General features: G+C 66.5%; 22 protein-coding genes. 15 read left to right on the forward strand and 7 right to left on the reverse strand.

Annotated elements, in window-relative coordinates:
* The first annotated feature begins 135 nt into the window (after window positions 1-135).
* The 3 genes from ACTX90_RS08300 (at window position 136) to ACTX90_RS08310 (ending at window position 3,381) form a co-directional block, all read left to right on the forward strand.
* On the forward strand, window positions 136-1,236 hold the full coding sequence (locus tag ACTX90_RS08300) for a VanZ family protein (RefSeq protein WP_443443833.1): 1,101 nt from the start codon (window positions 136-138) through the stop codon (window positions 1,234-1,236).
* Window positions 1,237-1,386: 150 nt separating this feature from the next.
* Entirely contained in the window at window positions 1,387-2,157 is a 771-nt protein-coding gene (locus ACTX90_RS08305; RefSeq protein WP_053798028.1) for a DUF2637 domain-containing protein, read from the forward strand.
* Between the two features lie 129 nt (window positions 2,158-2,286).
* Window positions 2,287-3,381 carry a GTP pyrophosphokinase gene (locus tag ACTX90_RS08310; RefSeq protein WP_047119046.1) on the forward strand — a complete coding sequence of 365 codons (1,095 nt, stop codon included), beginning with the start codon at window positions 2,287-2,289 and terminating at the stop codon, window positions 3,379-3,381.
* Here the strand turns inward: ACTX90_RS08310 and ACTX90_RS08315 are convergent.
* Window positions 3,357-3,524 carry a hypothetical protein gene (locus ACTX90_RS08315; protein WP_443443835.1) on the reverse strand — a complete coding sequence of 56 codons (168 nt, stop codon included), beginning with the start codon at window positions 3,522-3,524 and terminating at the stop codon, window positions 3,357-3,359. The two genes, ACTX90_RS08310 and ACTX90_RS08315, sit on opposite strands and share 25 nt — an antisense overlap.
* Before the next feature lie 179 nt (window positions 3,525-3,703).
* On the opposite strand from ACTX90_RS08315, the gene abc-f reads away from it, so the two are divergent.
* Together abc-f and ACTX90_RS08325 are read left to right on the forward strand one after the other, a co-directional pair.
* A complete protein-coding gene (gene abc-f, locus ACTX90_RS08320; protein ID WP_443443836.1) occupies window positions 3,704-5,305 on the forward strand; it encodes a ribosomal protection-like ABC-F family protein in 1,602 nt (533 codons plus the stop codon).
* A gap of 12 nt (window positions 5,306-5,317) precedes the next feature.
* Window positions 5,318-5,749: a hypothetical protein gene (locus ACTX90_RS08325; protein WP_443443838.1), complete on the forward strand. Its 432-nt coding sequence runs from the start codon at window positions 5,318-5,320 to the stop codon at window positions 5,747-5,749.
* A 62-nt stretch (window positions 5,750-5,811) separates the two neighbouring features.
* Here ACTX90_RS08325 and ACTX90_RS08330 read toward each other — a convergent pair whose 3' ends face one another.
* The 3 genes from ACTX90_RS08330 to ACTX90_RS08340 are packed head-to-tail and all read right to left on the reverse strand — an operon-like array spanning window position 5,812 to window position 7,382.
* The gene (locus tag ACTX90_RS08330) at window positions 5,812-6,711 is read right to left on the reverse strand and encodes an SURF1 family cytochrome oxidase biogenesis protein (RefSeq protein WP_443443839.1); all 900 of its coding nucleotides are present in this window, start codon (window positions 6,709-6,711) and stop codon (window positions 5,812-5,814) included.
* Window positions 6,712-6,957, reverse strand: a complete 246-nt coding sequence (locus tag ACTX90_RS08335; RefSeq protein WP_047119050.1) for a hypothetical protein — start codon at window positions 6,955-6,957, stop codon at window positions 6,712-6,714.
* The gene (locus tag ACTX90_RS08340) at window positions 6,957-7,382 is read right to left on the reverse strand and encodes a DUF3099 domain-containing protein (protein ID WP_047119051.1); all 426 of its coding nucleotides are present in this window, start codon (window positions 7,380-7,382) and stop codon (window positions 6,957-6,959) included. The genes ACTX90_RS08335 and ACTX90_RS08340 overlap by 1 nt, the downstream gene beginning before the upstream one ends.
* A 216-nt stretch (window positions 7,383-7,598) precedes the next feature.
* Between ACTX90_RS08340 and ACTX90_RS08345 the strand changes: the two genes are divergently transcribed.
* Complete coding sequence (locus tag ACTX90_RS08345) at window positions 7,599-8,321, forward strand: beta-ketoacyl-ACP reductase (protein ID WP_047119052.1); 723 nt, start codon at window positions 7,599-7,601, stop codon at window positions 8,319-8,321.
* 44 nt (window positions 8,322-8,365) lie between these two features.
* Complete coding sequence (locus tag ACTX90_RS08350) at window positions 8,366-9,115, forward strand: SDR family oxidoreductase (protein ID WP_082124051.1); 750 nt, start codon at window positions 8,366-8,368, stop codon at window positions 9,113-9,115.
* Window positions 9,116-9,186: 71 nt separating this feature from the next.
* Here the strand turns inward: ACTX90_RS08350 and ACTX90_RS08355 are convergent, their stop codons facing one another.
* On the reverse strand, window positions 9,187-9,642 hold the full coding sequence (locus ACTX90_RS08355) for a MarR family winged helix-turn-helix transcriptional regulator (protein ID WP_120989482.1): 456 nt from the start codon (window positions 9,640-9,642) through the stop codon (window positions 9,187-9,189).
* A 68-nt stretch (window positions 9,643-9,710) separates the two neighbouring features.
* Here ACTX90_RS08355 and ACTX90_RS08360 point away from each other — a divergent pair, with 68 nt between their 5' ends.
* Complete coding sequence (locus tag ACTX90_RS08360) at window positions 9,711-10,343, forward strand: maleylpyruvate isomerase family mycothiol-dependent enzyme (protein ID WP_443443841.1); 633 nt, start codon at window positions 9,711-9,713, stop codon at window positions 10,341-10,343.
* Between the two features lie 16 nt (window positions 10,344-10,359).
* A complete protein-coding gene (locus ACTX90_RS08365) occupies window positions 10,360-10,770 on the forward strand; it encodes a DUF1304 family protein (protein WP_443443842.1) in 411 nt (136 codons plus the stop codon).
* 73 nt (window positions 10,771-10,843) lie between these two features.
* Here ACTX90_RS08365 and ACTX90_RS08370 read toward each other — a convergent pair whose 3' ends face one another.
* Both ACTX90_RS08370 and serB read right to left on the reverse strand, forming a co-directional pair.
* Window positions 10,844-12,589: a VanW family protein gene (locus tag ACTX90_RS08370; protein ID WP_443443843.1), complete on the reverse strand. Its 1,746-nt coding sequence runs from the start codon at window positions 12,587-12,589 to the stop codon at window positions 10,844-10,846.
* Window positions 12,590-12,751: 162 nt separating this feature from the next.
* Complete coding sequence (gene serB / locus ACTX90_RS08375) at window positions 12,752-13,672, reverse strand: phosphoserine phosphatase SerB (protein WP_161448269.1); 921 nt, start codon at window positions 13,670-13,672, stop codon at window positions 12,752-12,754.
* A 176-nt stretch (window positions 13,673-13,848) separates the two neighbouring features.
* Between serB and ACTX90_RS08380 the strand changes: the two genes are divergently transcribed.
* From ACTX90_RS08380 to lplAB, 6 genes are all read left to right on the forward strand, one after another.
* Window positions 13,849-14,634, forward strand: a complete 786-nt coding sequence (locus tag ACTX90_RS08380) for an ABC transporter ATP-binding protein (protein ID WP_161448268.1) — start codon at window positions 13,849-13,851, stop codon at window positions 14,632-14,634.
* Window positions 14,635-14,665: 31 nt separating this feature from the next.
* Window positions 14,666-15,472, forward strand: coding sequence for a sulfite exporter TauE/SafE family protein (locus ACTX90_RS08385; protein ID WP_047119060.1), 807 nt, complete (start codon window positions 14,666-14,668; stop codon window positions 15,470-15,472).
* Window positions 15,465-16,310: a TrmH family RNA methyltransferase gene (locus tag ACTX90_RS08390; RefSeq protein WP_443443844.1), complete on the forward strand. Its 846-nt coding sequence runs from the start codon at window positions 15,465-15,467 to the stop codon at window positions 16,308-16,310. The genes ACTX90_RS08385 and ACTX90_RS08390 overlap by 8 nt, the downstream gene beginning before the upstream one ends.
* Window positions 16,311-16,454: 144 nt before the next feature.
* A complete protein-coding gene (locus tag ACTX90_RS08395) occupies window positions 16,455-16,712 on the forward strand; it encodes a type B 50S ribosomal protein L31 (RefSeq protein ID WP_047119068.1) in 258 nt (85 codons plus the stop codon).
* Window positions 16,713-17,007: 295 nt separating this feature from the next.
* Window positions 17,008-17,982 (forward strand): MDR family oxidoreductase, encoded by a 975-nt coding sequence (locus ACTX90_RS08400; protein WP_443443847.1) that lies wholly within the window; start codon window positions 17,008-17,010, stop codon window positions 17,980-17,982.
* Between the two features lie 52 nt (window positions 17,983-18,034).
* Window positions 18,035-19,090 carry a lipoate-protein ligase LplAB gene (gene lplAB / locus ACTX90_RS08405; protein ID WP_113606216.1) on the forward strand — a complete coding sequence of 352 codons (1,056 nt, stop codon included), beginning with the start codon at window positions 18,035-18,037 and terminating at the stop codon, window positions 19,088-19,090.
* The last annotated feature ends 598 nt before the right edge of the window (window positions 19,091-19,688 follow it).

Raw genomic sequence — 19,688 nt, forward strand, 5'->3', positions numbered from 1 at the left:
CACGTTGCACCTGCCGGGGCGGGCAGAGTCCCCAGTCAATCCGCCGAAGCCATGGCGGAAATTCCCAGCGACCTTCCAGTGCCGGGGCGGCGCCCGGGGTGCGGCAGGAGGCCCGGGGTGCGGTTAGATGGAGATATGAACAGCATGATCTGGCCCGGAGCGGTTGCCATCCTCGGCAGCGTCCTCTTCCTGGGCGTCGCCGGCATCTTCCTGCTCGCCCTGCAGTACCGCCGCCACGGGCGCCTGTCCTGGCGCCGCACCATCACCACGGCGGCGGCAGCGCTCTACGGATTCGGTCTGTTCAGCTACACCATGCTGCCGCTGCCGGCCACGCGCGACGCGTTCTGCAGGCCCGGCGTCGCGGTCCCGCAGCTGACCCCGGGGCACTTCCTGAACGACTTCGCCGACGTCTACGCCCAGGTGGGCCTGCGCGGCCTGGCCACCAGCTTCACCCTGTGGCAGGTATTGTTCAACATCATCTTGTTCATGCCGCTGGGCATCCTGGCCGTGCGCTGGCTGCGCGGCAACATGTTCACCGGCATGGTGCTGGGCCTGGCCGCCAGCCTGGCCATCGAGCTGACCCAGTACACCGGCGTCTGGGGGCTGTACACCTGCGCCTACCGCGTCGCCGACGTCGACGACCTGATCATGAACACCTTCGGCGCGCTGCTCGGCGCGATCATCGCCTACCTGCCGGTCTTCGCCTTCCTGTCCTCCCCGCGCGAACCGCGGGCCGAGGATGCCCCGCCGCGCCCGGTCACCCGGACGCGGCGCGCGCTGGCCGACTTCTTCGATTCCTCCTTCACCGGCGCCGCGGTCTTCGTGATCGCCTCAGGCCTGAACCTGGTGGAGAAGCTCGGCGGCCCTGAGGTGGACCCGGGCCTGGTGAACATCTGGGTGCCGGCAGTTGTGGTGCTGTTCGTGTTCCTGCTGCCGAGCCTGGCCCTGGGGCGCGCGACGCTGGGCCAGCGCTGCGCCTGGATCCGCATCACCGGCGGCGACGGACGCGGCGCCGCGGCCTGGCGGGCCGGGCTGCGCACGATCCTGGGCTTCGGCGGCATCACCTTCTTCTTCCAGATCTCCACCAGCATCAACGACAATCCGGACCTGCCCTGGCTGAGCTCGGCGGTCATGCTCTACGCGGTGCTCAGCGCCCTGTGCTTCTGGCTGATCCCGCGCGCGCGGTCGCTAGCCGGGGTGCTCACCGGCACCGGATTCGCCGATCGCCGGGCCTGATCTGCGAAAGTGTGTGGACGAACACTGCGCACCCGGCGGGGTTAAACGCTAAAATGGATCCGGTGCCCGGTGTGCAAGCCATGCCGGCCGGCCCGACTCGCGTCAACTGAACGTCCCCGATAATGCGAAAGTACAGGTTCCAAGCGAAGCATGGAAGACAAGAAACCAGAAGTTCCGAACGAACCGCATAAGGCAGTGCTCGGAACCGCAGTCGGCGCCACCGTCCTGATCGCGATCGGCGCATTCGTGCTGTCCTTCGCGGCCCTGACCGATTTGGCCGAGCGCTCCGGCATCCAGTCGAATCTGGCCTGGATCTGGCCGATCATCATCGACGGCATGATCGTCGCCGCCACCGTGGCCATCGTGGCCCTGAACGGGTTCAACCGCCGCGCCATGATCTACCCCTGGTCCCTGCTGTTCTTCGGCGCGATCGTCTCGACCGCCGCGAACTCCACCCACGCCATCCTGACCGTCGACTCGATCGTGGACGGCGTGCCACCGCTGGTTTCCGCTCTGGTCGCAGCCATGCCGCCGATCGTGCTGCTGGCCATCACCCACCTGACCGTGCACATGTACCAGAAGAAGTCCGAGGCCGCGAAGCTGCGCGCCGAGCTGGAGTACGACGAGGAAAAGGAAAACGCCGAGAAGTACGGCGTGGCCTATGACGACGGCTACAACGCCGCGCTGACCGACGCGAAGACCGCCGAGGACGAGCGCTTCGCCCAGCTGGAGCAGGACCACCAGGACGACCTGGCCCGCGCCCGCGCCGAGGCGATCGCCGCGGCCCGCAACGACGCCAAGGTCACCCCGATCAAGCCCGCCGCGCCGGCCAACCAGACCGCCAAGTCCGCTCCGGCGGCCAACAGCGACGCCAAGGCCCCGTTGTACGAGGACATGGCCAAGCGCCTGACCCGTCCGTAACCAGGCATTCCCGCCACCTGCGGGAATCACCACCTCAAGTCATTCCCGAAGGGGCGCGGCCCGCGGGCTGCGCCCCTTCGGCTCTCCCCGTATAGGCCGCAGCGCCAGGTGTTCCAGGAGGCATCAGTGATGGATCCACAGCAGGAGACGACCGGCGACGGGTTCTCCGCGCAGATCGCCGCCGCGGTCGCGCAGTACGGCACCGTCAGCGGCGAGCTGCACTCGGTGCTCAACGCCATGAAGGCGAAGATCCGCCGATTGTTCGCGGGCAGCGAGGTGAAGCCGCTGTTCATCACCGGCCGGGTGAAGTCCACCGAGTCATTCCAGGCCAAGGCCTCGCGCCGGCTGCAGGAGAACGCCGACAGCGACCCGGTGCTCGAATTCCCCAACCCGCTGCGCGAGGTGCACGACATGGTCGGCATCCGCATCATCGTGATGCTGCCGCACGAGATCCAGCAGGTCGCCAGCCTGATCAAGTCGCACCGCGAGGCCTTCGACTGCCGCAGCGACCGCGAGAAGGACATCGGCTCGGTGGAATCAGGGACCTACGGCTACTCCTCCCGCCACCTGCTGCTCAAGACCCGCAACGAGCCCACCGTCCGCCGTTTCCAGGAGGCGCTGGGCAAAACCGTGGTGCCCAGCGGCAACTTCATCTTCGAGGTGCAGATCCGCACCATCCTGCAGCACGCCTGGAGCGAGATGGAGCACGACATCCGCTTCAAGCACCCCGGCGAGGCGGCCTGGAACCCGCAGATCGACCGCCACTTCACCGCCACCGCGGCGATGCTGGAAACCGTGGAGAACTACTTCACCGACATCGACGAGCTCTACCACCGGCTCAACGGCTACCACGACAAGAACGGGCTGGGCGCCGCGAAGCTGACCGGCGAGAAGATCGGCGAGATCTGGCAGACCCTGCTGCCGCACGTGGACCGCAAGCGCGACGACGACTGGTCCTGGGCCGCGGAGCTGCTCGGCGCCCACGGCATCGACGCGACCTGGCAGTTGGTCGGGCTGCTGGATGCGGAGGTGGTGCGCGAGGTGCGTGCCGCGCTGGACCACCGCTATTCGCCGGGTCCGGATCGGCTGCTGGACGACGTGCTGCTCTGGCGCTTCGGCAAGGCGCACATCGAGAAGACCAGCGGATCAGACCTGCGCCGCGAGGCGTCGCTGAGCCGCCGGCTGATCCAGATGAACGACTACCGCTCGTCGCTGAACGGCTGAGGCCCGGGCTCGGGGCCGGCCGGGTTCCAGGCGTAGAGGATGCCTGCCACCGGCAGGAACGCCAGCGCCGGCACCCACGCGAATACCGCCAGCGCGATCAGCGCGGCCGCCAGGACCACCAGTGCCGCCAGGTTCGTGCTCATGGTGCGCCTTCCTCTCAAGGTGGTGCAGATCATACCCCATGCGGCGGGCAAACGCCGGGGTGCGGCTGTCGAATCAAACACAGTTCGCCCCACCAGGGCCGTTGCACGGCTAAACTAGTTAAGTTGCCCTGTTGACGGGGCGCCAAAGTTTTTGCCGGACCCGCTGAAAGGCCCACCCTATGATTTCCGTAGCCAACCTCGAGCTACGCGTCGGCGCCCGCCTGCTGATGGACGAAGTGAACTTCCGCATCGACAAGGGCGACAAGATCGGGCTGGTGGGCCGCAACGGCGCCGGAAAGACCACGATGACCAAGGTGCTGGCCGGCGAATCGCAGCCCACCATCGGCGAAGTCACCCACAAGGGCTCGATCGGCTACCTGCCGCAGGACCCGAAGACCCCCGACATGGAGCAGCTGGCCCGCGACCGCATCCTCGGCGCCCGCGGCCTGGACATCGTGCTGAACAAGCTGGCCCGTACCCGCGAGGAAATGGCCAGCGAGGACGCCGCCGTCTCCGCCAAGGCGATGCGCCGCTACGACCGCTTGGAGGCCGAGTTCATCGCCGCCGGCGGCTACGCCGCGGAATCCGAGGCCGCGGCGATCTGCGCCAACCTGGATCTGCCCGAGCGCATCCTGAACCAGCCGCTGCGCACCCTCTCCGGCGGCCAGCGCCGCCGCGTGGAGCTGGCCCGCATCCTCTACTCGGATGCCGAAACCCTGCTGCTCGACGAGCCCACCAACCACCTGGATGTTGACTCCATCGTGTGGCTGCGCGACTTCATCAAGAACTACGCCGGCGGCGTGCTGATGATCAGCCACGACACCGGGCTGCTGGACGAGACCGTGAACAAGGTGCTCTACCTGGATGCCAACCGCGCCACCGTGGACGTCTACAACATGAATTGGAAGCGCTACCAGGTGCAGCGCGAGACCGACGAGCGCGCCCGCAAGCGCGAGCGCGGCAATATCGAGAAGAAGGCCTCGGTGCTGCTGGCCCAGGCCAACAAGATGAAGGCCCGCGCCTCGGGCGCTTCGGCGGCGCAGTCCATGCTCAAGCGCGTGGACCGCATGCTCGCCGGCCTGGAAGAGGTCCGCGCCCACGACAAGGTTGCCGCCCTGCGCTTCCCGGATCCGGCCCCCTGCGGCAAGACCCCGCTCATGGCCGAGGGCCTGTCCAAGGCCTACGGCTCGCTGGAGATCTTCACCGACGTCTCGCTGGCCATCGACCGCGGCTCCAAGGTCGTCATCCTGGGCCTGAACGGCGCCGGCAAGACCACGCTGCTGCGGATGCTGGCCGGCGTGTCCGAACCCGATACCGGAAGCATCGTGCCGGGCCACGGCCTGAAGATCGGCTACTTCGCGCAGGAGCACGACACCCTGGACCCGGAGGCGACGGTGCTGGAGAACATGCGCCGCAACGCCCCGGAGCACCTGGGCGACTCCGACGTGCGCTCGATCCTGGGCTCCTTCATGTTCGTGGGCGACGACGTGTCCAAGCCTGCCGGGGTGCTCTCCGGCGGCGAGAAGACCCGCCTGGCCCTGGCCACCATCGTGGCCTCCAGCGCGAACGTGCTGCTGCTCGACGAGCCGACCAACAACCTCGACCCGGCCTCCCGCGCCGAGGTGCTCGGCGCGCTGTCCACCTTCCCGGGCGCCGTGGTCATGGTCAGCCACGACGAGGGCGCCGTGATGGCGCTGAAGCCCGAGCGCGTGGTCATCCTGCCGGACGGCGACGAGGACCTGTTCAGCGAGGACTATCTGGAACTGGTCACCCTGACCTAGTAGCATGGCCGCATGACGGCCTCTCGCAGCGCAAGCGGCGCCGCCGGGATCCTTCTGGCGGCGCTGTTGTCTTCCGGGTGCTCCGCGGCGGAGGTTCCGCCCGAGGAACCCAACGCGAACTGGTCGCTGCTGGGAAGAAAGTCCCCGACGCCGCAGGACACCACCTTGGAGCTGGGTGTCGTGCGCGCGGCCTGCGCCGGAGGCCAAACCGGCGACGTGGCGTCCACAGACACCGAATTCGGCACCGAGCAGGTGGTGGTCACCGTCTACGTCCAGCCGCTGCCCGAGGGCGCCTACGACTGCCCGATGAACGACACCGTGCCCTATATCCTGGACCTGGGCCAGCCGCTGGGGGAGCGCGCGCTGGTGGACGGGGCCTGCCGGGATGCGGCGCTGTCCGGCACCCCCGCCTGCAGCCAGGACGGGCTGCGCTGGAAACCGTAGGCCGATACCTTATTAACGCCGAAACCGGCGGGAAGAAGCCTCTTCCCGCCGGTTTCGCGCGTTCAGCGTGCGTCGGTGGCGTCCTGCTGGTCGAGCAGCGCGTCCTCGATGGCCTCGTCGGTCAGCGAGCCGTCGCGGCGATGGACCTTGGGGCCCTTGGACCGGACCTTGCGCACCGTATGCACCGGCTCGTCGTAGCCCAGCGCCCGGGCCTCGGCCAGCTCGGCGGCTTCCTCCGCGTTGATCTTCTTCTGGGTGCGCGCCGCGTACCAGAAGCCGACGAACGCCAGCACACCGAAGATGTACCACTGGATCTCGTAGGACAGGTGCGGGCCCTCGTCCATGTCCGGCGGGTCCAGCTGCTGCGGGGCGCTGGCCGGGGCCGGGCTTTCCTCGTACATGATGCCGTAGGAGCCCTGCGCCAGCGGGTAGCCCAGGGCCGCCGAGTAGTCCTCCAGCTGGATGGTGGCCAGCTGGCCCTCCGGGGCGCCGCGGTCGAGCCGGATCTCGCCGGGCTTCAGCCGCGCCTTCACGGTGACTTCGCCGGCCGGCGGGGCCGGGATTGCGTCCGGGTGGCCGTTTTCCTGGTTGCCGATGGGCAGGAAGCCGCGGTCGATCACCACGACCTCGCCGGCGGTGGTCTTGAAGGGCACCAGCACCTCGTAGCCCGGGGCGCCGGCCTTGATGCGGTTGCGCACGATCCGGGTGTCCTCGGCCAAGTAGCTGCCGGTCAGCTCGACGGTGCTCCAGATCTTGTCCTCGGGCAGCGCCTCGAAGTAGTCCAGGGCGGCCTTGCCGGTCAGCGGTTCGGCGAAGTAGTTCTTGTTCACCCGCTCGATGCCGGTGAGCACCTCCTGGCGCCGGTCGGCCTGCCAGTTGCCCAGGGACACGCAGGCCACGGCGAAGACGGCGACCAGCAGCAGCCAGCCGATCCAGCGTGAGCTGGCCAGAAAACGATACATCTAGTGCTGTGCTCCTTCGGCGTCGTGCAGCGGCAAGGTTTCCTTGTACAGCAGCCGGTCCTTGAGGTAGGACTCCAGCCACTGGCGGTGCTCCGCGCAGGCCAGCCAGGTCTTGCGGCGTTCGGGGGTATGGATCTTCGGGTTGTTCCACAGCAGGCGGTACTCGGCGTCCTGGCGGCAGCCCTTGCGGGAGCACTTCACCGGGGCTTGGGCCTGCTGGCCCGACAGCGATCCGAGCAGGTCCATCAGTTCTCCTTGCCGTTCGCGGTATCGTCCCCCGGATCCCGTGGCGGCTGCTCATCCTCGACCAGCGTGCCGTCGATGATCTCGGCGCCTTCCGGAGCCGGGGCAACGTTTGCGTGCCCGCCCTCCAGGGCCTCGGGACCGGTGGGCTCGTAGAACTCTGCCGGCGGCTGGCGGCGGGTGATATCCGCGCCGCCGTTGGCGATCACCACTGCCACGTAGGGCAGGAAGATCGCGCCGATCAGGAAGAACCAGCGCAGCCAATCCGTGGTGAAGAACGCTAGGACGAAGCAGACCACGCGCACCGTCATCGTGATCGTGTATTTGCGCACACGGGTATCCTGCTCGACGGTGTGGGACTCGCGGGCTTCGGTAATGCGATGCACGTGGGGCTCGTCCGAGCCGTGGTGCGCGTGCTGGTGCGACATTGAGTGGAACTTCACTTCATCGGGGCTGGGGTCGTTCCATTGTCTCACTCACGGCTGCGAGAATCGAATTTCTACCGTACGTCGAAGCGGTAAAACCAGCTGGTAACTAATAGGATTGAATTCAGAAGCAGCTACTTACCTAGGCACAGCGCACACCACGGGTCCGTCCGGCGGCAGCCGGAACGGCATTTCGGCGTGCGTGAACGGAGATATACATTGACTACTGAACCAGAAACTGGCCGCAGCGTCCTGGTGACCGGCGGAAACCGTGGAATCGGCTTGGCCATCGCCCGCGCCTTCGAAGCCAACGGCGACAAGGTCGCCATCACCTACCGCAGCGGCGAGGTCCCTGCCGGGCTGCTGGGTGTGAAGGCCGATGTGACCGACGCCGAGTCCATCGACGCCGCGTTCAAGGAAGTTGAAGCGGCCCACGGCCCAGTTGAGGTTCTCGTCGCCAACGCGGGCGTCACCAAGGACACCCTGCTGCTGCGCATGAGCGAAGACGACTTCACCTCGGTGATCGACACCAACCTGACCGGCGCCTTCCGCGTGGTCAAGCGCGCCGCCAAGGGCATGATCCGGCTCAAGCGCGGCCGCGTCGTGCTGATCTCCTCCGTGGTGGGCCTGTACGGCTCCCCGGGCCAGATCAACTACGCGGCCTCCAAGTCCGGTCTGGTGGGCATCGCCCGCTCGCTGACCCGCGAGCTCGGTTCGCGCGGCATCACCGCCAACGTGGTCGCCCCGGGCTTCATCAACACCGAGATGACCTCGGTGCTGCCGGAGGAGACCCAGAAGGGCTACCTGGCCAGCATCCCGGCCAACCGCTTCGCGGAGCCGGAGGAAGTTGCCAACGTCGTGCGCTGGATCGCCAGCGACGAGGCCGGCTACATTTCCGGCGCGGTCATTCCGGTTGACGGCGGCCTGGGCATGGGCCACTAGCCCGTAGCCCCCGAATTTTTCCCCATTTTAAGGAGTATGTGAAGTTGAGCGAATACAAGGGTGCAATCGTCACCGGTTCTTCCCGCGGCATCGGCGCTGTCACCGCGCAGCTGCTGGCCGAGCAGGGTGTCGGCGTGGTGGTCAACTACCGCGCCAAGGCTCCGCGCGCGAACAAGATCGTCGCCGCCATTGAGGAGAAGGGCGGCCAGGCCGTCGCCGTCGGTGCTGATTTGACCACCGTCGAGGGCCGGCAGGCGCTGGTTGACGCGGCGGTGGAGAACTTCGGCTCGCTGGATGTCTTGGTGCTCAACGCCTCCGGCGGCATGGAGACTTCGATGGGCGAGAACTACGCGCTGCGCCTGAACCGAGACGCGCAGGTCGAAATGCTGCAGGCCGCGCTGCCCAAGCTCAGCGAGGGCGGCCGCGTGGTCTTCGTGACCAGCCACCAGGCGCACTTCATCAACGAGGTCTCCACCATGGACGCCTACGACGCCGTGGCCAAGTCCAAGCGCGCCGGCGAGGACGCGCTGCGCGAGCTGATCCCGCTGCTGTCCCAAAAGGGCATCACCTTCGTGGTCGTCTCCGGCGACATGATCGAGGGCACCATTACCGCGACCCTGCTCAACCGCATGGAGCCGGGAGCCATCGAGGCCCGCCGCGAGCAGGCCGGCAAGCTGTACTCCGTGGAGGAGTTCGGCGCAGAGGTCGCCAAGATGGTCTTCGCCGACGTCGAAACCGGCCACACCGAGCTGGTCGGCGGCGCCGAGGACTTCCTGAAGCAGTCCGGCAAGTAGCCCGAGATGCCCTTGGCCACGGGGCGTCCGACCGTCACGGCCGGACGCCCCGTGCGCCATTTAATGCGGCTCTACTGCGGCCTGTTGGTCAGCCGTGCGAGAACCTGCAAGTCGCGCCGCAGACGGTCGTAACGGGCCGAACCCAGAGCCTGGCGCCATTCGCGGTCGATCCGCTGGATTTCCGCGGCCGCCACCTTGCCGGCCGCCAGGCCGCGCTCGTCGGCAATGACCAGGCTGGCCCGCGCGTCCACGGGATCGGGCACACGCCGCACATAGCCGTTGCGTTCCATGGAGCTGACCAGCACGCTGGCGGTCTGCTTGGTGATGTAGACGCGGCTGGCCAGCTCGGTGATGCGCGAGCCCTCGGCGGAGATCCGCTGGAACAGCCGTGCCTGGGGCAGGGTGATGTCGGTGTAGCCGGCGTCCTGCACCGCAGCGAACACCCTTTCCTCCAGTTCCCGGTAGGGAATGAACAGCAGCAGTCCGACGTTGAATGGCCCCGGATCCGTGGATTTTTCCCCTTGCATATGGTCAGTGTAACGAACTAATATTAGTCAGTAAAGCTGACCTTAAAGCTAGTGAAACGGGTGCCGCGATGCAACGGAATCGGATGTGGGAGCTGGTCGCCGAGCAACGCCTGCTGCTGGCTGGGCTGCTCGAAGGCTTGGACGAGGAGCAATGGAACGCCGATTCGCTGTGCCCCGGATGGCGGGTGCGCGACGTGGCGGCCCATGCGATCGCGCCGGCCACCACCGGCCCCGGCACGGTCCTGCGAGAGATGATCCGGACCCGCGGCGATTTCAACAGCATGGTCTTTTTCGACGGTAGGCGCCGCGGCGACGCGCCGGTGGAGCAGATCGCGGCGGACTACCGGCGATTCGCCACGTCGCAGCGCCGTGCTCCCGGGGCGGTTGGCGCCACCCCGCTGATGGACATCATGGTCCATGCTAGGGATATTTCCATCGCGCTGGACGCGGACTACCCGTCCATGCCGGTGGCGGGCGCGCAGGCCGGCGCCGAATTGGTGTGGAGGCTGCCATTCCCCTTCTACGCGCGTCGCAAGCTGGCCGGATATCGGCTGCAGGCGAGCGACGCCTCGTGGTCGGCGGGGGAGGGAGCCTTGGTTGAGGGGCCGATGGAGGCCCTGCTGCTGCTCCTGACGGGCAGGAATGCCTGGCTGGGCCGGTTGGATGGCCCGGGCGCGGAGCGCTTGCGATTGGAGTCATGAGGCCAGGGAGACGGCCATGGAAACACTAAATGTTGTGGGGCAGCTTGCGGCCCTCGTCAGCGCGCTGATCCTGATCGTGGTCGCGCCGCTGGAAATGTTCTTCTACGGGCGGCCCAAGGTGGCCAAGTTCCTGAGCGTCGATCCGGAACATGCCGATTCGGTGAAGCTGTGGTCCTTCTGCATCGGGGCGCGCAACTTGCTCTCGGCCCTGGGAGCGATCGCGGGCCTGGCGATGATCCGCTGGGGCGACCCGCTGGCGGGCACCGTGGTGGTGCTGTGCTTCTGCTGGTACATGCTGCTGGCCAGCCTGGCCATGGCCGCCGCGGACGCGATGGGCTACTGGAAGCCGCGCGGCGGCAGCATCAAGGGCACCGTTTCATCCAGCGTGCTGCCGCTGGTAGTGGTCGTGTCGCCGCTGTTCGCCTGAGAACGCTCGACGCGCAGCAGGGGCCGCGATTCCCGCCGATGTGGCGGAAGTCGCGGCCCCTGCACGATGGTGCCTAGTCGCAGACGATCTTGTTCCATGGGCTGTAGGTCCAGGACTTGGTCTCCGCCGGCAGCTTCTTGGAACCGTCGACGGTCTCCCGGTAGCGGGTGATGTCGATGCTGAAACCCTTGCGTCCGCCCGATTCGGGGATGCACTTCTCGGCCTTGTTGTGCACGGTCTTCGGGTCGGTCTGGTTGTACTTGCCGGAGCTGTCCTGGGTGACCTTCCAGTACTTGGTGGACCACAGGCGGGTGTGCACCGCGTCGCCGGAAACCCAGGCTTCGATCATCACGCCGTATGGGGTGTTGTTTTCCCAGATCATGTCGACCTGTCCCTCCCACAGGGTGGCTTCGCGGCCGGCCGGGTAGCGGTCGAACCAGCGCGAGTGCGGCTTGTGGGTGATGTCGTCGTAGCCGGCCAGGAAGCCGACGTTGTACATCTGGGTGGAGATCTGCGACAGGCCGCCGCCCACCGCTTCGGAACTGAAGCCGTTCTCCACCACGCCGGAGCTGTAGTAGCCGTTGGCGGTGGTGATCGGGCCCAGCGCCTGCAGCAGCGAGAAGCGTTCGCCCGGCTTCACGATGGTTCCGGTGATGCGCGCAGAACCCGCCTTCAGGTTCTTGGTGCGCACGGTGTCCGAGGCGGGATAGGGGGTGGAGAACTCGACGATCTCCTCCTTGATGCCCAGCTTTTCGGCGTCGGCGGTGGTGAAGTCCGCATCGCTTTCGGTCATCGCGACCTCGGCCTTTCGCGTTTCGGTTTGGCTGGCGGCCAGCACCTTTGCGCCCAGGTCCTTGGTTTCCAGCGAGATGCCCTTCACGGACTTCACGATGGTCGGCTTGCCGCCCTTGAGCACGATCTTCGCATCCTTGGCGGTGCTGGAGAGATCCGAGTTCTTGGTGGCCGCGAGGTAGAGCTTCTCGTCGTCCAGCGCCAGCTGCGGCTCGCCGTCCTTGGCCGAGTAGCTCGCGGCGGCGGCCATGGAGGCCGGGGAGATGGCGGTGCTCTTGTCCCCGGAAACCAGGGTGACGTCCTTCTTCAGCAGGGATGCGACCTGCGTGTCGTAGAAGGCTTGCAGCTTCTGCGCGGAGACCTCCGGGCTGGTGACCTCGGCCGGCAGCTTCATGGCCGGACCGGCGATTTCCCAGTCGGTGGCGATCTTCTCGGCGGACTTCTCGACGTCCAGGGCGACCCCGTCCACGGGCTTGGACAGTGTTGCCTGGGCGTCCTTGAAGGTGATGGTGCCCTCGGTGACCTTGGCGTCGGCCTTGGCCGCCAGCTTCCCAAGCTGGGCCGTCAGCTTGTCCTGGTCCACGTCGATGACCGCCTCGGCGGAGAAGTCTCCGGTCAGCCGTTCATAGAGCTTCACGGGGTTGGCTTCGAAATCGGTCAGGTCCGCAATGGTCTGCTCGACATCCAGGCTCAATCCGGCCTTGGCGGGGTCGAGTTCGTAGCCCTTGCCGTTGACGGTGGTCTCGATCGGCTCCTGCGCCAGCGGCACCACCTGGGTCTCCAGGGCGGTACGCGCTTCGTCCTGGTTCAGCGAACCGATGTTGACGCCAGCGATCGTGGCGTTCGCCGGAACCTGGGAACTGATGAAGGCCGCCGCGCCGAAGTAGGCGGCGGTCGCCGCGACAACACACGAACCGGCAATGATCCACGGTTTGGCCGTGCTCTTCCGCTTGCCGTCCTTGGGGTTTCCGGCAGGCGTGGCGGGCTGGAAGACGTTGGATGAATTCTCCGGTGTTGGGGTCTGCACTGGTCTATTGGCTCTTTCGAAAAGCGGTCAGATTACGGCACATACCCCGACAAGCTGCCTGGGTCAAGGGTTGCGTCACCTGAAATACTATCGGCTGGAACAACCAACAAGCCGATAACCAGCGTTTTCCGGGCTAATCGTTATCGACTTGTTGGATTTGGCCTAGTTCAGATCGTCCAGAACCAGGTCGGCGATGACGTCCAGGCGCGAGAAGTTGATCTGGGCCCCGGCCTTTTCCTTCAGGGCCGGCTTCGCGTTGAAAGCGACACCCAGGCCTGCGGCCGTGACCATGTCCAGGTCGTTGGCGCCGTCGCCGGCGGCGATCGTGGCGGCCATGTCGATGCCGTGCCCGGCCGCCCAGGAACGCAGCATCTCCTCCTTGGTGGCGCGGTCCACGATCTTTCCGTGCACGGTGCCGTCCAGCACCGCGCCCTCGATGCCCAGGGTGTTGGCCCGCGCGTGGTCCAGCTGCAGTTCCTCGGCCAGCGGGTCCAGGATCTGCTGGAAGCCGCCGGAGACGACGCCGACCTTGTGCCCCGCGGCGTGGAAGCGCTTGACCAGTTCCCGGGCGCCGTCGGAGAAGATGATGCGTTCGCCCACCTCGCCGAGCACGGTGGCCGGCAGGTCCTTCAGCGTGGCCACGCGCTGGATCAGCGACTGCGCGAAGTCCAGCTCGCCGCGCATGGCGGCCTCGGTGACCGCGGCGACTTCCTTTTCGCGTCCTGCATGGGCGGCCAGCAGTTCGATGACTTCCTGCTTGATCAGGGTCGAATCGACATCCATGACCAGCAGCAGCTGCGTGGCCCCGGTCAGGGCCGCGTCGACGACGGCGAGGCACACGTCGGACTCGGCCACGGTTCCGGCGGCCACCTGAGCGGCAAGGTACTCTGCGGCTGCCTGCCGCGCCCCAGCGCTCCGGGACTCGTCCAGCGCCACCTTGGCGACCAGGCGCTCGGAACTGGTGCGGATAGAGACTTCAGCGCCGGCGGGGACCAGCCCGGCGGCGCGGGCGCCGTCCAGCAGCCTGTCGAAGACGTTGCGGGGCAGCAAGGGGCGGGAGACGAAAACAAGGGTAGAGGCCATGGTTCCATTTTCGTCGGCGTGCGCCGTGCGACCAAAAATGACGTCGCGAGCCCGGGCACCCGCTGGTGTAGCCAACGTCATAGTCGGGCATGGCCGCGGCCGGCCCCGGGCTCGCACGGCGTTAAAGACGAAGCTAATTAGTGATTCGCAGGGTCGGAAGTCTAGGCTTAAATACCATGAGCGAAGTGCTAAGTTTCAATGATGTCAGCGTGGTGCGCGGGCGTAAAGACCTGCTCAAGGACGTTTCCTGGCAGGTCAACGAGGGCGAGCGGTGGATCGTGCTCGGCCCGAACGGAGCCGGCAAGTCCACCCTGATGAACATTGCCTCCACCCGGATGCACCCCACCCGGGGCACCGCGGGCATCCTGGGCGAGACCCTGGGCCGCGTGGACGTCTTCGAGCTGCGGCCGCTGATCGGCCTGAGCTCGGCCCTGGTCGCCAACTCGATCCCCGGCAGGGAGACCGCGTTGAATGTGGTGCTGACCGCCGCCTACGGCATGACCGGGCGCTGGCGCGAGAAGTACGAGAAGCTCGACGAGCGCCGCGCCTTCAGCCTGCTGCATGACTGGGGCATGTCCACCTTCATGAACCAGTCCTTCTCCAAGCTCTCCGAGGGCGAACGCAAGCGCGTGCTGATCGCCCGCGCCCTGATGACCGACCCGGAGCTGCTGATCCTCGACGAGCCGGCCGCCGGCCTGGACCTTGCCGGGCGCGAGAACCTGGTCGCCAAGCTCGGCGAGCTGGCAGCCGACGAGTACGCCCCGGCCCTGGTGCTGGTGACCCACCACCTGGAAGAAATCCCCGAGGGCTTCACGCACATCCTGATGATGCGCGAGGGCCAGGTGGTCGCCGCCGGCGAGATCGAGGCGACGCTGACCGAGGAGAACCTCGAAGCCACCTATTCCATGCCGTTGGCCCTGCGCCGCGAGGGCGGCCGCTTCTCGGCGTTCGCGCGCCGCTAAGAGACACCGCACCTAAGGGGAGTACCGCACCATGATCGAATTCTGGCGTGAAGCCCTGGTCTTCCTCGGAGGGCTGTGGGCCGGAACCATCAACACCGTCGTGGGTTCGGGCACCCTGGTGACTTTCCCGATCCTCGTGGCGCTGGGCATCGCCCCGGTCAACGCGGTGGTCTCCAACGCCATGGGCCTGGTCGCCGGGGGATTTTCCGGCGCCTGGGGCTACCGTCGCGAGGCGGCCAGCGTCAAGGGCACGCTGCTGAAACTGGTTCCGGTCTCCCTGGTCGGCGGCCTGATCGGCTCGCTGCTGCTGCTGAACCTGCCCGAATCGGTGTTCGGCGTGGTCGCCCCGATCCTGCTGGTGTGCGCCCTGGTGCTGGTGATTTTCCAGCCGCGGCTGGCCGCCTGGGCCAAAACCCGGCAGGCCGCGCAGGGCGGCACCGACCCGGACGCGGCGGACAAGGCGAAGATCCCGCTGATCCTGTACATCCTGGTGTTCGTCATCGGCGTGTACGGCGGCTACTTCACCGCCGCGCAGGGTGTGCTGCTCATGGCGGTGTTCGGCGTCTTCCTGCAGGCCTCGCTGCAGCAGTCCAACGCGATCAAGGTGATCCTCTCGCTGATCGTGAACCTGGTCGCGGCGGTCATGTACCTGGTCATCGCGCCCGAGCGCATCCACTGGATCATCGTGCTGCTCATCGCCGTCGGCTCGCTGATCGGCGGGTTCATCGGCGCCAAGGTCGGACGCAAGCTCTCCCCGGGCTGGCTGCGCACCGTCATCGTCATCCTGGGCCTTGTGGCCCTGGCGAACATGGTCTACAAGCTGGTGGCCGGTGCCTGAGTTCCCCGAAGAAATCCTGAACCCCGAGCGGATCCTGCACGTCGCGGACCTGCAGGACGAGCGGCTGGACGAGTACCTGCGCCTGTCGGAGGCGCACCTGCGCATGCGCACCGACGTGGAAAACGGCCTGTACATCGCCGAGAGCACCAAGGTCGTGCAGCGCGCGATCAACGCCGGACACACCCCGCGCAGCTTCCTGCTCGCGCAGAAGCACCTGGGCCAGCTCGTGGCGGAGTTCAACCGCTTCCCTGACGCGCCGATCTTCATCGGCGACGACGCGCAGCTGCAGGACCTGGTCGGCTTCCACCTGCACCGCGGCGCCATGGCCTCGATGAACCGCCCGGCTCCGCTGGACCTCGATGAGGTGCTGGCCGCCAGCTCCCGGGTGGCGATCCTGGAGGACATCGCGGACCACACGAACCTCGGGGCGATCATCCGTTCGGCCTCGGGCCTGGGCATCGACGCGGTGCTGCTCACCCCCAAATGCGTTGATCCCTGGTACCGGCGCAGCGCCCGCGTCTCCATGGGCACCGTGTTCGACCTGCCCTGGGTCCGCTTGGAATCCTGGCCGCAGGACATCGAGCGGCTGCGCGCCCACGGCTACCGGATGCTCGCCATGGAGCTGACCGAAAACGCCGTGCCGCTGAACGAGATCCAGCTGTCAGCGGGCGAGAAGGCAGCGATGATCCTGGGCAACGAAGGCCGCGGAGTGACCGACGAGGCGTTGGCGGCGGTCGACACGACAGTGATCATTCCGATGCACCGCGCGGTGGATTCGCTGAACGTTGGCGCCGCCAGCGCCATCGCCTTCTGGCATTTGTGCTCTTCGCCACGCTGAGCGGTTTTTGCCCAGCCCGGTGCGTGAGCTAAGATGGAATGTCTGTGTGTTTCGATCCACCCGGTGGGCCGTGCGCAGGCGCAATTTTCCGAGTAATCAGCTGCTGGCAAAATCCAGTGGCCACAAACAAAAAGGTGTATAGCTATGAAGGCTGATATCCATCCGCAGTACGGCCCAGTTGTCTTCAACGACCTGGCTTCCGGCGAAAAGATCTTGACCCGTTCGACCGCTACCTCGAACAAGACCATCGAGTGGGAAGACGGCAACACCTACCCGGTCATCGACGTCGAAATCTCGGCAGCTTCGCACCCGTTCTACACCGGCAAGCAGCGCATCATGGACACCGCCGGTCGTGTCGAGCGCTTCAACGCCCGCTTCAAGGGCTTCGGCGGCAAGAAGTAATTCTTCGCCCCTCGCAGGCTTTCACGGCGTGTTTCCAGATTTTCTGGAAGCACGCCGTTGCTGCTTTAACCGCAGATGCCCGCATTCTCCAAGGCGTCCCGGGATTAGCCGCATGCTCGCCGGGCAATCAGCCGGGGAGGTTGCCCGAGGCAACGGCCATTGGCTAGAGTCGTCGTATCGTGGTGCTTGCCGGACTTATCGGTCCTGGGCCCCCGTTGGATGCTTCGGCGCGACAGGGCCCGGATAACCACACGATCCATGCACCGACCGGGTAGCAAGTCAACAGGAGTAGAACATGCGCGCACTGCTCATCGAGTCCAAGGGCGCCGCGGCGCGTCTCACGGATGCCGATCCGGGCCTTCTTGCCGGCCCCGTCGAACTAGACGTGCTGTACTCCAGCCTGAACTACAAGGACGGGCTCGCCCTGACCGGGCAGGGCATTGCGCGCTCCTGGCCTTTGATCCCTGGAATCGATATTGTCGGACGTGTCACCCGGTCGGAAAGTCCCGAGTGGAACTCCGGCGACACCGTCATCCTCAACGGGTCCGGGATTGGCGAAAGCACCCATGGCGGGTATGCAGAGCAAGCGCGGGTCGCACCCGACTTCCTCGTCAGGCTTCCCGGCACGCTCGCCGCGCATCAAGCCGCGGCGATTGGCACGGCAGGGTTCGAGGCCGCGATCGCCGTGCAGAAAATCCTCGACTCGGCAGTGGCTCCCAGCGACGGCGAGGTCCTGGTCACCGGCGCAGCCGGCGGCGTGGGCTCGATCGCCTGCGCGCTGCTTGCCCGCCATGGCTACCAGGTGGTCGCCTCCAGCGGGCGCGGCGACGAGGAAGCAGCGTACCTTAAGGAGCTCGGTGCGCAACGGATCATCGACCGCGCGACGCTGGCCGGCGACGCTGGCGGCCCACTTCAAAAACAGCTCTGGGCCGCCGCGATCGACGTGGCCGGGGGCACCACCCTGACCAACGTGCTGGCCCAAACCTCGTACGGGGGACTGGTGGTCGCTTGCGGCATGGCCCAAAGCGCGGAGCTGTCCATTACCGTCTTCCCGCACATTCTGCGCGATGTCACCCTGGCCGGGGCCGACACCGTCAGCGCGCCGCTGGCCACCCGGACCCGGGCTTGGGAGCTGCTGGCCGAGGATCTCGATCTCAGCTTGCTTGCAGGGATGAGCACCACCATCGAACTCGAGCAGGTGCTGGACCGGGCCGAAGAGATCCTCGCAGGCCGCGTGCGCGGACGCACCGCGGTGCGCCTCACCGCGTGAGCGCCAAGGCCCAACCGCTCGTCGCGCTGGTGGTCAGGGATAGAATAGCTGCATGATGCATCACGGTGAATACAAGGTAGTCGGCGGCAAACTGGTCGTTGTGGATCTGGATACCGCGGATGAGGTGATCACCGCCGCTTCGCTGAACGGGGACTTCTTCCTTGAGCCCGATGACGCGTTGGAAGACCTGAATGCAGCGCTCACCGGGTTGCGCACCGATGCCAGCCACTCCACCATCCGCGACGCGGTCACCGCAAGACTGCGCGAGGGCGCGGTGATGTTCGGTTTTGATGCCGATGCAGTGGCCCGGGTGGTGCGCCGCGCGCTGGGCCACGCCACCAAGTGGGAAGACCATGACTGGCAGATCCTGGGCCCGGAGATCATACCGGTGGCCGAGCAGGTCGCCCTGGACGAGGTGCTGACCCGGCAGATCGCCAAGGGAGAGCGCAAGCCCACCATCCGGTTCTGGGACTGGGACGAATCCGCCGTGGTCATCGGCTCGTTCCAGTCGCTGCGCAACGAGGTCGACAGCCAGCAGGCCGAACATCACGGCATCAAGGTGGTGCGCCGCATTTCCGGCGGCGGGGCCATGTTCATGGAGGCCGGCAACTGCATCACCTATTCGCTCTACGCCCCGGAATCACTCGTGGACGGCATGAGCTTCGCGGACTCCTACCCGTTCCTGGATTCGTGGGTCATGGAAGCGCTGGCGAAGATCGGCATCACCGCGCACTACAAGCCGCTGAACGACATCGCGACGGCGGCGGGAAAGATCGGCGGCGCCGCGCAGAAGCGCCTGGCCAACGGGGCCATGCTGCACCACGTGACGATGAGCTATGACATCGACGCCGAGAAGATGACCCAGGTGCTGCGCATCGGGCGCGAGAAGATCTCCGACAAGGGCATCACCTCCGCGGTCAAGCGCGTGGATCCGCTGAAGTCGCAGACGCAGCTGACCCGTGGGGAAATCATCGAGGTCATGATGGACACCTTCGCGCAGCGCACCGGCGCGGTGCGTGCCGAACTGGACGAGAAGTCCCGCCAGGCAGCCCGCGAACTGGCCGCGACGAAGTTCGACACCGAACAGTGGACGGCCAGGGTTCCGTAACCCGGACGCGAGGCCGGGCGCGGTATTCGCTGGGAAGCCATTGGGCATGGAGCCGCCCTGTATTCCCGCATCTTGTGATTTGTGGGAATAGTAGGTGAAGCTCATTCCCAGACCCTGGAAGCTGCCTAGCCAATGGTCCGTTCACCGCGACCCGGAATCCAGGGTGAAATGCCGTCCCACATGGCCAGCTCTTGCCTTTGAGGAGATCGCGTGGCTGGTAGCTGCGGATGCGACTCATTCGCCCGGTAGCGACTGCGAGCCCGCGGCCCCTCTAGGGCCGCAGTTGTTCCGCAGATCGCGGATTGCGACCCGCGGGTTTCAGGGCGAACCTCTGCGCTGGTCGGAGAAGCCACGATCGAGACCGTTCGCTTCGACCGTGATCTGGGTGATGCCGCCGCACCGTTTGCCGCACTGCTGCTCCGAAGCGAGTCTGCAGCCAGCTCGCAGATCGAGAACCTGACCGTTGGCGCGCGGCGCCTGGCCTTGGCTCGATTGGGGGAGCGCCCCAGCGTCAATGCTGCCCTGGTCGCTTCCAATATTTCCGCCAGGTCGGAGGCAATCGACCTCGCGGAAAACCTCTGCAGCGAGAACATCCTGG

The sequence above is a fragment of the Glutamicibacter soli genome (genome assembly GCF_052322135.1).
GTDB classification, from domain to species: Bacteria; Actinomycetota; Actinomycetes; order Actinomycetales; family Micrococcaceae; genus Glutamicibacter; species Glutamicibacter soli.